13 protein-coding genes are annotated in these 12,849 nt (G+C 39.3%); 8 read left to right on the top strand and 5 right to left on the bottom strand.

What is annotated here, in order from left to right:
- Both WC753_04560 and gndA read left to right on the top strand, forming a co-directional pair.
- A partial coding sequence (locus WC753_04560) for a hypothetical protein (protein ID MFA6080716.1) occupies positions 1-285 on the top strand: 285 nt, incomplete at its 5' end.
- Positions 286-309: 24 nt separating this feature from the next.
- Positions 310-1,674, top strand: coding sequence for an NADP-dependent phosphogluconate dehydrogenase (gene gndA / locus WC753_04555; GenBank protein ID MFA6080715.1), 1,365 nt, complete (start codon positions 310-312; stop codon positions 1,672-1,674).
- 2 nt (positions 1,675-1,676) lie between these two features.
- On the opposite strand, the gene ligA is transcribed toward gndA, so the two are convergent.
- Positions 1,677-3,749: an NAD-dependent DNA ligase LigA gene (gene ligA / locus WC753_04550; GenBank protein ID MFA6080714.1), complete on the bottom strand. Its 2,073-nt coding sequence runs from the start codon at positions 3,747-3,749 to the stop codon at positions 1,677-1,679.
- 117 nt (positions 3,750-3,866) lie between these two features.
- Here ligA and WC753_04545 point away from each other — a divergent pair, with 117 nt between their 5' ends.
- Both WC753_04545 and WC753_04540 read left to right on the top strand, forming a co-directional pair.
- Positions 3,867-4,424 (top strand): thioredoxin family protein, encoded by a 558-nt coding sequence (locus WC753_04545; protein MFA6080713.1) that lies wholly within the window; start codon positions 3,867-3,869, stop codon positions 4,422-4,424.
- A 6-nt stretch (positions 4,425-4,430) separates the two neighbouring features.
- Positions 4,431-5,333 carry a thymidylate synthase gene (locus WC753_04540; protein MFA6080712.1) on the top strand — a complete coding sequence of 301 codons (903 nt, stop codon included), beginning with the start codon at positions 4,431-4,433 and terminating at the stop codon, positions 5,331-5,333.
- Here the strand turns inward: WC753_04540 and WC753_04535 are convergent.
- The gene (locus WC753_04535) at positions 5,330-6,028 is read right to left on the bottom strand and encodes an RsmE family RNA methyltransferase (GenBank protein MFA6080711.1); all 699 of its coding nucleotides are present in this window, start codon (positions 6,026-6,028) and stop codon (positions 5,330-5,332) included. The two genes, WC753_04540 and WC753_04535, sit on opposite strands and share 4 nt — an antisense overlap.
- 55 nt (positions 6,029-6,083) lie before the next feature.
- Positions 6,084-6,872 (bottom strand): FKBP-type peptidyl-prolyl cis-trans isomerase, encoded by a 789-nt coding sequence (locus WC753_04530; protein MFA6080710.1) that lies wholly within the window; start codon positions 6,870-6,872, stop codon positions 6,084-6,086.
- 236 nt (positions 6,873-7,108) lie between these two features.
- Here WC753_04530 and WC753_04525 point away from each other — a divergent pair, with 236 nt between their 5' ends.
- Positions 7,109-8,125: a hypothetical protein gene (locus WC753_04525; GenBank protein MFA6080709.1), complete on the top strand. Its 1,017-nt coding sequence runs from the start codon at positions 7,109-7,111 to the stop codon at positions 8,123-8,125.
- On the opposite strand, the gene WC753_04520 is transcribed toward WC753_04525, so the two are convergent.
- On the bottom strand, positions 8,120-9,475 hold the full coding sequence (locus tag WC753_04520; protein MFA6080708.1) for an ATP-binding protein: 1,356 nt from the start codon (positions 9,473-9,475) through the stop codon (positions 8,120-8,122). The two genes, WC753_04525 and WC753_04520, sit on opposite strands and share 6 nt — an antisense overlap.
- Positions 9,476-9,589: 114 nt before the next feature.
- Here WC753_04520 and WC753_04515 point away from each other — a divergent pair, with 114 nt between their 5' ends.
- Positions 9,590-10,558, top strand: a complete 969-nt coding sequence (locus tag WC753_04515; GenBank protein ID MFA6080707.1) for an RluA family pseudouridine synthase — start codon at positions 9,590-9,592, stop codon at positions 10,556-10,558.
- A 124-nt stretch (positions 10,559-10,682) separates the two neighbouring features.
- Here the strand turns inward: WC753_04515 and WC753_04510 are convergent, their stop codons facing one another.
- Positions 10,683-11,117, bottom strand: coding sequence for a DUF192 domain-containing protein (locus tag WC753_04510; protein MFA6080706.1), 435 nt, complete (start codon positions 11,115-11,117; stop codon positions 10,683-10,685).
- A gap of 138 nt (positions 11,118-11,255) precedes the next feature.
- Here WC753_04510 and WC753_04505 point away from each other — a divergent pair, with 138 nt between their 5' ends.
- Together WC753_04505 and WC753_04500 are read left to right on the top strand one after the other, a co-directional pair.
- On the top strand, positions 11,256-11,990 hold the full coding sequence (locus WC753_04505) for a hypothetical protein (GenBank protein MFA6080705.1): 735 nt from the start codon (positions 11,256-11,258) through the stop codon (positions 11,988-11,990).
- Positions 11,991-12,071: 81 nt separating this feature from the next.
- Positions 12,072-12,803, top strand: coding sequence for a hypothetical protein (locus tag WC753_04500; GenBank protein ID MFA6080704.1), 732 nt, complete (start codon positions 12,072-12,074; stop codon positions 12,801-12,803).
- The last annotated feature ends 46 nt before the right edge of the window (positions 12,804-12,849 follow it).

The raw sequence follows: 12,849 nt of genomic DNA, 5'->3' as shown, positions 1-12,849 counted from the left end.
ACAAAGAATATCAACGAATGTCTCAACTGAATCATCCAGTGTGAAGTCACACAGAAACCATTTAAAATCATCAAAAAAGAACTCGTATTCTATATTGAGAATGGAATACCTATTCCTACTAAACATCCAGATCAGAGACATACAGAAAGGATGGACTTACGAAATCCAAGAAAGCTCTATGAAAAAGTTTGTTCTGAATGTAAAAAGAATATAATCACTACCTATGCACCGGAAAGATCCGAGAGGGTAGTGTGTGAGGAGTGTTATAGGTGGCTAGTTTACTAATATTCTACTTCTTATCGTTATTTTATGTCTCACCTCTGACTCATCGGTCTCGGAACCATGGGCGAAAACCTTGTCAGAAATATCGTCTCAAAAGACGAATCTATCGTCGTCTGGAATCGAACTATAGAAAAAGTAACTGCCCTACAAGCTGAGCTCGGAGAAGCTGTGATAGTATGAAATACTGTTTCAGAGCTTATTGCAAAAATGGAAGCTCCGAGAAATGTATTTCTCCTTGTGCCAGCAGGAAAAGCCACTGACGAGGTGGCTCAGACACTCTTTTGACTTCTTTCGCCTGGTGATGCTATATGGGATCTCGGCAATGCTCATTGGGATACCACTATCGCCCATCAAACTGAAGCCATAAAACATGATATTCATTGGATTGGATGCGGAATATCGGGTGGTTCAGAATGAGCACGACTCTGACCAGCTATAATGCCCGGTGGTGACCGCGAAACTATTGAGAGGATGCTTCCTATACTTCAGAAAATTGCAGCCAGAGATTTTGCAGGGAACGCTTGTGTCACTTACGTGGGAAGTGCTGCTGCAGGAAATTTTGTTAAAATGGTGCACAATGGTATCGAATACGCCATTATGCAGGGCATTGCTGAAATATATGATATCTTGCGATGAGCAGGAAAAAACCAAGCTGCAATGCAGGATATCTTTCGAGAAATCAATACTGGTATCGTGAGTAGTTTTCTTCTCGATATCACGGTGGATATTTTATGAGTAAAAGATCCAGTCAACACGAGTGACTTTCTTCTGGAGAAAATCAGTGATATCGCCGGCAGTAAATGAACAGGTGGTTGGACAGTGGAAGCTGCTCTCAAGCTCTGAGTACCAGTTCCAACGATTGCAGAATCCCTCTTCGCTCGATGGAATTCTGGACGAAATGCAGTTATCAAAAAAAATGAAAAATCAGCCACATTCACTCCGTTTGAATGAAGAGAGCTACCGGATACCAAAACGCTCAGAGAGACACTCGAACTCACCTATCTTGCTGCCTATATACAATGACTTGAATTGATTTTAGTTGCCGAAAAAGAGTTTCAATGGGGTATCAATATCATGGAAGTGATGCGTATCTGGCAAGGAGGATGCATCATCCGTAGTCAGATGCTCACTATCATTCCTCAAATCTATGAAGCATCTTCGTGAACAAGTGAATTCCTCCACCAACTTCAACAGCATATTCAGTCAATCGATACTGTCGTTCGCGCTTCTGGAGTACCTATTCCCGTGATAGCAAGCTCAAGAGAATACTTGAAGACACTGATGAGCGAGAAACTTCCTACCAATCTTATTCAAGCTATGCGAGATCACTTTGGTGATCATACAGTAAAAAGAATCGGAAGCGATACAGCAGAAAATTTTGAGTGGAAGTAAAACTATACCTGTACGAGTCTCTCAAATTCTCACCAATCCAGCACAGTCACACCCAGTGATTGTGCTTTTTCTTTTTTACTCCCAGCATTGTCTCCTGCGATGAGGTAGTCGAGATTTCCAGAAACAGCCGTTCGCACTTCTCCCCCGTGTTTCTCAATCAGGGCGTGGATCTCATCACGAGAAAGGACAAACGTACCCGTTACACAAAAAGTTTTTCCTGATAATATTCCTATTGATTCTTCTTTCTGTGGTGCATAGACTATCTGAATTCTCTCGACAAGTCTCTGGAGAAGCACCCTGTGTGTCCCAAAATATTCACAAATTGATCGAGCGGTTTCTGGCCCTATATCTTTTATGACCTCAAGTTCTTCGGGAGTTTTTGAAAATGCAAGAACATCTTCCTGACTTTGAAAAAGAGGTGCAAGCAATTTCGCTGTTCTTTTCCCTACTCACGGTATCCCTAGGGAGGCAATGACTTTTTCTACTGGCAGTGTCCGTTTTGCCTCGATAGCTTGTATGAGATTATCGACTGATTTTTGTTTATATCACTCTATGGTAAGAAGTTCTTCCTGGTGATCTCTGAGATCATAAATCGAAGCAATGTCTGTTACCCATCCAAGTTCACGAAAAAGCTCTATTTGTTTTGGTCCGAATCCATCGATATCCACACCATGTTTGCTGACAAACCATTCAAGCGCTTGTGATTCCCGAGCGGGACAATGGAGGTTGCTACAGAGAAGTGCTATCTTCTCCCCTTCCCTATATGTTTCTGATTGACATATTGGACATTGTTTTGGAGGGAGTATCTCAGTTTCATATCCATCCCGTAGCTCTGTAATGGGTGCGATAATTTCAGGAATCACTTCTCCAGCTCGATGAATAAAAACCCAGTCCCCTATTTTGAGATCTTTTTTTACTACCTCATCATAGTTATGCAACGTAGCATTCTTGACCACGACGCCCATCACATTGACTGGTTCTACTTGTGCTACTGGGGTAATGACGCCAGTTCTTCCAACTGAATGAAAGATATTCTTGATTCTGGTACGAGCATACTCAGCTGGAAACTTGTAAGAAATTGCCGATCTCGGATGATGAGCCGTAAGCCCTAGCGTCTCCCAGAGAGTGAGATTGTTTACCTTGATTACTAATCCATCGATATCAAAAGGACATACTGGCTTCTTCCCCATCATATGAATCATATCTATGATGGGCTGAATTCAGTGTTTCTTTTCAAAAAATAATCCTCATCACTGCCACTGCTGAGAGGTTTGGAATCCATATTTTCATAGCTCTTCTATAATATCAAAATATTTTTTCACTGTGCTATGCCCTTCCTCTAGATCGGGGCAGCTATATGCAAAAAAGAGTAAATCTCGCTCATGAGTAATGTTTGGATCGAGCTGACGAAGACTCCCACTGGCTGCATTTCGTGGATTAGCAAAGAGCTTTTCTCCGGTGGCTAATCTTTTGGTATTTAGTTTTTCAAATGATGCGCGAGACATTACTATCTCTCCCCGTACCTCAAGAGGTTGTTGTGTAGGAATATATTGGGGAATATTGTTGATTTGAAGAGCATTAAGAGTGATATCTTCCCCCATTATTCCATCTCCACGAGTCAAAGCCCGTGTAAGTCTTCATCCCTCATATGTCAAAGCAATACCGAGTCCATCAAATTTATATTCAACGATATATTCGATTATCCGAGATGATTCTGCGTCACCATCGAGAATGCGTTTGATTCTTTTTTCAAATTCGACGAGATCATCCGCATTATACGTATTATCCAGAGACATCATGGCGTGTCGATGAGCTGCTTTGGTAAAATGATTTTCCTCAAGACGACTTACTTCTTGAGTAGGACTGGAGGATGATTCATGCAGAATCCCAAATCGTTCTTCTCCTGCTACCAGTAGCGCATAGAGCCGATCAAATTCCTCATCGCTAATAAGAGGTTTTTCGTATTCATAATATTGTTTTCTGTGAAATTGTATCAATTCCTGAAGGGCCCCTATATCTTCTTTATGAAGATTTTCTAGGGTATATGCCAAGTATTGAGACGTGATATCATTCATACGTTATATGATAGAAAAAACCTCAAAAAATCAATCATAAAAAAGTACAGTAAAAACAGTTGGACAAGAACCTCTTTTTGAATACTATGATGTGTGCATATCCTTATCCTCACCTTTATGAAAAACGTTCCTCTTGCCCTCTCTGTAGTGTGTCTGGGTACCTCATTTTTTCTCGCAGGGTGTAGTCTGTTTAATACACCTCCCACTAATACCGAAAATATCTCTCAGGAGGTCGCCGTTACAGAGCCAGTAGCAGATACTACCACACCTGTCGCTCCAAACGATGCCCCAAAACCAGATACAGGTGTAGCTGTAGGAGAACAAACAAATCTCGCACCAACTGATACGCCTCGGGGAATCGCAGATGGTGGACTCTATCTTCCCTATACGCCGACTGCTCTTGCTCAGGCATCAGATAATATCGTACTTTTTTTCTATGCTAGCTGGTCACCCTCCAGTATTGCAACTCATAAAGATATCACTGATAATAAAGATAAAATGCCAAAAAATCTCACCATTTTACAAGTTAATTTTGATGATGCTACTGCCATGAGACAACAGTATTGAGTGGCAGAACAAAATACATTTGTACAAGTCACCAACACCGGCGAACTCATCAAGAAATGGAGGGGTGCCAACTCGCTCGATGACATTGTCCAACAAATCAAGGAATAAGAAACTATGAAACAATATCTCCAACTCCTCCAACATGTCATGGATCATGGCGTAGACCGATCCGACCGTACTGGTACGGGTACGCGAAGTGTTTTCTGATATCAATTTCGATGTGATTTACAGGCATGATTTCCTCTTCTGACAACCAAGAAAGTTTTTACGAAAGGCATTATTCATGAGCTCCTCTGGTTCCTCTCTGGTGATACCAATATCAAATACCTCGTGGACAATGATGTGAGAATCTGGAATGAATGGCCATTTCAGGCGTATCTCGAAAAAAATAATCTCGCAGAAAAATATCCAAAATATACTCCAGAATGGGAAGAAGAGATGAAAAATTTTATTGAAAAAATAAAAACTGATACCGATTTTGCGAAGCAATGGGGTGAGCTCTGACCCGTCTATGGTTACCAATGGAGAAATTTCAATGGCGAAGGCATTGATCAGATACAAAAAGTGATTGATACTTGCAAGAAAAATCCAAATAGTCGTCGCAATCTCGTCGTCGCTTATAACCCTGCGCAAGCTGACCAGATGGCTCTTCCTCCTTGTCATAGTCTTTTCCAATTTTACATCGCCAATAATAAACTCTCTTGCCAGCTGTATCAACGCTCTATTGATAGCTTCTTGGGTCTTCCCTTCAATATTGCTTCCTACTCTCTCCTCGTACATATGATAGCACAGGTATGTGATCTAGAAGTCGGTGAATTTATCCATACATCGGGCGATCTCCATATCTACCACAATCATTTTGACCAAGTTGCCGAGCAACTCTCTCGAACACCAAAAACACTTCCAAAACTAAAAATCAATCCAGATGTGAAAGATATTTTTTGATTCAGATTTGAAGACTTTGAAATAGTTGATTACGATCCGTATCCTGCGATTAAGGCACCAATTGCGGTTTAAGAAAGTAATATTCCCACCCCCACAATAGCTGCTGTCTCCAGACGCAGAATGCGATTGTTAAATTTCCAAAGAGTCATCTTATTCTTTTTAAAGAATTGTTTCTCGCTCGCTGACCAACCACCTTCTGGTCCTACCCAGAGAGCAACGGGGGTTTCTTGTGATATTTCTGGCAATTCTTTGCCCTCATAGTGCCCTACGATATGGGTATGCCCTGAATATGCTTCGAGAAGTTTTTGAGGTCCTTGAGAGCTATATTCTATCTGGAGAGATGTATTTGCCCCACATTGTTCAAGCGCTTCACGAGCAATGGTTACAATTCGGGATTTCTTTGCTTCAGAAATATCCTGCATTTGCGCGTGTTCTGATTTCCAGAAAACTACTTTTTCTACTCAGAGCTCAGTAAATTTTTGAATAAGGAGTTCTAGCGTTGATAACTTATTTGGATATGCTTGAAATACAATCAAATTTCTTGGGTTTCTAAGATAAGGATTTTGGATATTCCTTTGAAATGAGAGTGAAATATTTTTTTTAGAAATAGCTGTAATCTGGTATATCATATCATCTGTTCATTCTGAAAAAAGAATAACATTCTCTCCTATTCGTGCACGAAAAACATGCACTATCTGGTGATAGAGTTCTCCAGTGGGAATAATTATCTCTTTTGTAAGAGGAATAGAAACAAGGAATCGATGCATAAAAATCCCGCTCATTGTGAGCGGGATATGCTTTTTGTCAAGAAAATATCAGAAATTATTGTGCTGCAGTTGTAGCTGCGGGCTTGATATCGAGAAGTTCGATTTCAAACGTAAGAGCTTTACCTGCGAGATTTTGTGGGTTTCTTGTCTTCACAGTGATATCTGTAGCTGTTTTCAAAACAATTGTTTGGTCTAGTTTGATATCCACTTCTACTTCATCACCAGTAATTGTTTTAACAGTAACGACACTCCCATCTTGAGCTGTAGCAGTGATTCCTACTACAATATTTTTTCCATAAAATGGAGCATTTGGATCATTGACAGCTACAGTGACATTGTCGCCATCGACTTTTGTGATTTTTACTGTTGCTAAGCCAAGCTTCTTTTCAGTACCAACAGCAGAACTGCCGAGAATTTGTTCTGCTTGAGCTTTTGGTAAACTCTGTTCTACGATACCAGTCAAAACATTTTTAGGAACTTTTTGTGTAATAAATTCTTTGTAATCAGCAAGAGGCATGGTCTTCTCTATGTACTCAGGCCCATACGCATCTTCTGGTGCGAGCGTTACAGTCTTTTTTTCTCATTTTTTCATCGTTACAACTGCTGCTTCAAATCCTTTTATCATACTACCACTTCCGATAACAAATTCGAGCGGAGTACGACCTTCTGTTTTAGAAGAATCAAAGACTGAACCATCAGCAAGTGTACCGACATAATGTACAGAAACAGTATCTCCAGTTTTTGGAGTGGCTGAATCGCCGCCTAATACACTACTTTTTATATTTCCAAGACTACATCCTGTTAGAACAAGAGCAAGAGCAAAAAACGGTAAAAATCTTTTCATAAAACGAATAAATAAAGAAATAGAAATGAAAAATGTAGTTGTATTATATAACATTCTCTGAATATTAAACTGAAATAAATTGCACATTTTTTATTATATTGCATAATATATAAAACGAGTTGGACTGAACAGAAAAAAATCATATACTCTCAATAAAGTTTACTGAATTTACTAGGTTTTCTGATAATTCCTTCTTTCTTCTTTTTGCTTTTTTATTTCTTCTTTTAAGTGTTACCATGCCTCTTCATAACATACATATTTTCCGAGGACAAAATACACTTCGACTCAATGAAACACTCAATTCATGGAAGAAGAGATTTATCGAAAAACATGGAGCCATGAACCTGGCAGAAGTCTCAAAAACAGAGATATACGGTACCCTCCTCTGAGATTGTGTCGCGCCTGGTTTTATGGGGATGACGAGAATGGTAGTTTTTCGAGATCTCATCATAAAGACTGAAAAAGAAAAAGATAAAATAGAGGAAGAAAAGGATTTCGTGCAAGAGCAATCTGGAGATGGATGAGATGAATGAATGGCTGTGGTATCCAAATTAAACTTTTCAAATGTTTTTGAGGATACTCTCTGGATACAAACACTCGAAAGAGCTCCAGAAACAAATTTCTTTATCTTTGTTGGAAACAAAACTCCTGTGACAGACTTAGAAAAATGGCTTATAGACAATGCTACCCTTCATGAATTTCCGATACCTTCTCAGTCTGAAATGGAATCATATATTGCTCAAACCTTGCATATTACTCCGTGGCAGGCAGCTCGTATCCGCGAGAGACTCAACGGGAATCATCATTTTATCCATCAAGAGGTCGAAAAGCTCAAACTCGCTGAGAAAACTTCATGGACTGATGATGAGCTCAAAAATATTTTACCAAACTATTTTGAAGAAAATAATTTCAGCATACTCAATCCTCTCTGGAAAAAAAATACTAAAGAGCTTCTGTATGTCTTCAGAGATACACTCAGAACTGCTGACCGAGAAAAAACTATGGCTATGTTGACCACGATGATACGGAAGATACTCATAGCATCTTTTATTCCATCCATTTCATGACTCCCGATAACCCCCGGACAACAAACTACGGCGAAGAGAATCTGACATGATCGAGAAAATATCAAAAAACTCTATGACTCCATAGTGATGATCGATTCGGCTGAAAAACAGTGAGAAAGTACTGGAAAGCTGGATGCATTTCTTATGGCACTTTTGAGTTATTCGGAGAATCTCACTCCCCTATAATACCTTTTTTGGAATCTCGATTCTGACCGTAAATCCGTCACCAGGTGCACTAATAAGGTCTACAAATCCACCAGCATCTCGAACTATTTTATCCACGATAGAGAGTCAGACTCAGAGTCATCTCTCGCGAATATCTCCAGTCTTTGCCTTATCGACTTGATAAAATTTTTCCTTGAGATATGGTAAATCCTCTATACCCACACCGATACCATTATCCTGAAAAATGAGAATATTGGTAGTTCCCTCCTCAAAAAAATTGATTCTCAGCTGAGAGCCAGATCATGCGTACCGAAGAAAATTGGCAGTGACATTATGAAATATTTGTATCAGACTATCCTGATCAAATATCATAGTGGCTCTTTTAGGGGCTGCATAGTTCATAGTCTGCAAATTGTTATTCAGTTCCTGACTTTGTGTCTCGTGAACGATAGAAAATATCTGGTACAGCGATATTTTATCATAATGAAAAACGGTTGGGAGACTTTCAAACATTTGAAAATGCATCAAGCTTTCCACGATTCTCGTCAGACGAGAAAGCTCACTCGTGAGAGCATTAATATTTTTGGTATTGAGTTGTATCACTCCATCTTGGATGCCCTCAAGATACACACCAATAGCTGTCATAGGAGTTTTGAGTTCATGACTCATATCCGTCAAAAATTGTGCCCGAATTTGTTCCTGATGGTCGAGACGGAGACGGAGATTATTCAGAGAATCGATGAGAGGTCGAAATTCATCATTTCTCGCATATTCGAGCATATTTCAGCTAGCAGCTGAGAAAGTATCGAGCGTATTGGTGATAGTACGAATGGGCTGGAAAGAGAGTCTTAAAAAATACAGTATTACGACGCTCAAAAGAGCCACAAAGGCGATATTGATAGCAATCATCGCAACAAGTACCTGATTGATAAAGATTTTTTTAGGGTCATTCTCGCCAACAAAATTAAACCCCAGAGGAACAGATTTGAGAAACACCGACATTGCATTGAGCCCAATCACTTCATCGATTTGTTTTTCTTCAACACCGGATTTTTTGAGAACACTTCCGACAGAATCACGGTTAAATATCGGGTCTGTGTTAACGTAATCTTCAAACCCAGTGACGAGCTTATTGAGGTCAGTATCTATATCACGGTATTGCTCCAAAAGGGCTGGGGCCTGATCTGGGAACTTTTTAATGAGATTCAGAATATCAGCATCGATCTGGTTTTCACGAGATTCAGTATAAAATTGTTGAAGAAAGTCAAAGAAATAGCGCTTCGTCACAAACGGCAATACCACTAAATTCAGTGTAATAACGAGTCACACAGCGATGGCGATAAAGAAAACAATTTTTCGAGTAAGAGTCATAGAAATTATTTGAAGCATAGTAAACTAAAAGTTCTTTTTAGCAAGAAAATCATAGAAGAACTAAAAACACTTTTTACAATAAAGATGAAATAGATACAATCTCCCACAAAAGTTATGAAATCCATCACTCCCCCCTCAGACGACCTCGGTCAGCGACTCGATAGATATATTCGCAAGATTTTTCCGTGAGCAAAGCTCTGAGAAATTTATCAAGCTCTCAGAACCAAACAAATCACTATCAATGGCAAGAAAATGCCCGAGAGTACCAAACTTCGAGCATGAGATATAGTGGAAGTACATCTCGATGACAAGACACTGAAAGAATGGCAAAGAAAAGAAGAACGAATCATCAATACTTCGAGCACACTCGATACCGCGAGAATCCTCTATGAAGATAGTGAAATACTTGTGTATAATAAACCCGCAGGACTGATCGTTCATAGTCCAGACCACAAGGCGAACGAAGTATCACTGATTGAACAAATAGAAGTCTATCTTCTGTCCAAAGGATGGAAACCCTCTGGAACATTTGACCATCCTGCACTCGCCCATCGTATTGACCGAGAAACCTCGGGTATTATCATCGCCTGCCTCACGAGAAAAAGCTATGAACATATGGCGGAACAGTTTCGCACTCGGAAGGTCAAAAAAACCTATCACGCTCTCGTATCTGGCAAACCACATCCAGAATCTGGGATTATCAAGGCGCCGATTCTCCGTCTCAATACTGGGAAAACTGACGAGGCAAAGATGGTTATCGATAATACAGGAGATTCAGCGGAGACGGAATATAGGGTTATTGGATCTTCGGAGGTATTTGGACTCGCAAAATGAGTATCTTCTGAAAAATGGTCCATCGTAAAACTCAATCCGAAAACAGGAAGAACCCATCAAATCCGTGTCCATATGGCACATATTGGATGCCCCCTGATTGGTGACAGACGATACGGCTGACCGAGTGTGACTCGATTCCCAGAATTATCGCATCTGACCAGCAGAAAATGACACCTCCTTCATGCCCAAAAAATTGCCTTTATTCACCCAAATGGGAAACAAATGGAGATAGAGTGCATTGATGCATAATAGAATAAGACTAAGTAATAGACTAAGGAAGGAATGAATTGGTTTAAACTCCCCCTTGGATTTTCACCAGAAAATCAGAGGGGGCGGGACAACTGAAAAGAAATCGGGGGTGTCAAAAAAACTCCTACAGACACTCTCTCGGATCAAAGCTTTCTGGTTGAAAAAGTTGAGACCCCGCATTGACCTCCACTACATATTGAGCAGGTCGGGACGTATATTGCATCGTTTCTTTTGTTTCCCTTTCTGGTCGCATATTTTTCACTGAATCAACCAGTTTTCCATCATTATCATAGAAATACATATCCAGCGGTATCATCGTATTTTTCATCCAAAAAGTCTTCGGAGATATGGTATCAAACACGAAGAGCATACCACAGGTATCACAGAGTTTTGTGCGATACATCAATCCCCTTTCCTGTTCTTCTGGCGTAATCGCCATTTCAATCTTCCACACTGTATTATCCAGCTTCACAACACATACTCTAGCATTTTTTCATAGAAAAAAACTCACGACAAAAATCATGCAAAAAATGACTCATATAATCCCAAATTTTTTCATAGGAAAATGATAATAATATCACCTTCGAACGCAAGAAACCTCACAGAATCTTCACTAAAAAACCAAAAACAGTACAAATTTATTGACAAGTACTAATAATAAATAGAATATTTATCTTTACTTAATTAATTATTAATTATGTCTAGTGATGAGGAACCGAAAAGAGCTGATAGAGCAGTTCTCAGCGATGCACTTGATACTTCCGTTTTTGATGATGGAGATTTAACAATAATAGATTGATTATATCCAGAGTCACAGGACAGGCAACAATCAATGCGAATATTAGCTGAAGAATTAAGAATTAATCTTCTTGACAATAAGGGGAAAAGAACTGCTCATTTTAATGAAATAGTTCAATTGTGACTTTTAAGTGATAATACGGAATATATTTCTTTTGATCAAAAACTTCCGAGACCATGAGATCAGCTTCTTACGCCAAAATGAGCTGACTTTCTCGGAATTGACTTAGGGAGATTTACTATCGCTCCGGAAGTACAACAAATACGTGATGATACTCAAGCAGAAGTAGCACGATTAATGCAAACTAGAGACTCCAGGATAGCACAACTACAATTTTTCTGAAACATCATAAGTAGAGAACCAAAATTAATGGAAGCGTGTCCTGCACAATACACACCTTTAGAATTTGTAAAAGAGGCAATCATGTTGATGTTTATACATGCTGATACTAAGCTAATAGAAATATTACCAATACATTGAGCAAAAGAACTTCTATGAGGTATGCAATCATTGTGATGGTTTCAGGGTACCACAAAACATACGGATGTTTTCAGGAAGTTTGATGACTTCCTCACAGAAACAGGAAAAGAACGTCTCGCCAGCTATAAAGACTTCATGGAAGGTCAAAAATAAGAAAAAATTACCTCCATCCCCATTTACTTGACAAAGGCAAATAGTAAATAACATATTTATCTTTGATTATTAATTTTTATTATGGATGCTGATAAAGTGATTCTTGATAGGGATGATGTGCTAGCTCCCAAAGATGGCTATCTTACTACTGCTCTCACGGAAGAGGATAAAACAATGGCAGCTTCAATATTCAGAGATGTTGAAACATTGGCTGCAGAATTACGCCAAAATCTCCGAGACACAGAATGAAAAAGAACTCCTAATTTTTCAGCTCTTGTAGAGTTAGGATTATTAGATGAGAGAGGGAAATGTTCAGCTTCAGATGGGTGGTGAGAACAACTAAGGGAGTGAAGTAAACTTCTCACATCCAAATGAGCATCTTTCCTTGGAATCGATTTATGAGCTTTTACTATCTCTGAGGAGATTTTGGAAGCAAAAGCTAGATATCGATCGGAGGTAGAAGAATTGACAAGATTTAAAGATGCGCATATAGTATATTTATCCTTCCTCGAGAGCATCATCAATACTGAACCAAATTTGCAAAAAGCATGCCCGACAGACCTTGAGCTCATACCATTTCTAAATGGAGCATTGTGACTTATGTATTCTGGTCGTTGTTTGGAAATGCACTTACCAACCTTAGTCCAACATGATGCTACTGCCAAAATACTTATAGGAATGGCAAAAATATGATGGATAGATAATGCTAGCATGGACGACACTAGAACTCTTGGCCAACTATTAACAGGAAAGGGAAAAAATCTTTTAGGACTCTATAGTGGAGCATGGTTCAAATGTGAGGAAAGTAAGTAAGGAAAAATCTAGTATCGAGATGAATTGCACTTTCTTCCTTTTTTCT

This window comes from Candidatus Gracilibacteria bacterium (genome assembly GCA_041660965.1).
Classification (GTDB): domain Bacteria; phylum Patescibacteriota; class Gracilibacteria; order BD1-5; family JAGOOR01; genus JAGOOR01.
This window is presented reverse-complemented; position numbering and strand designations above follow the sequence as displayed.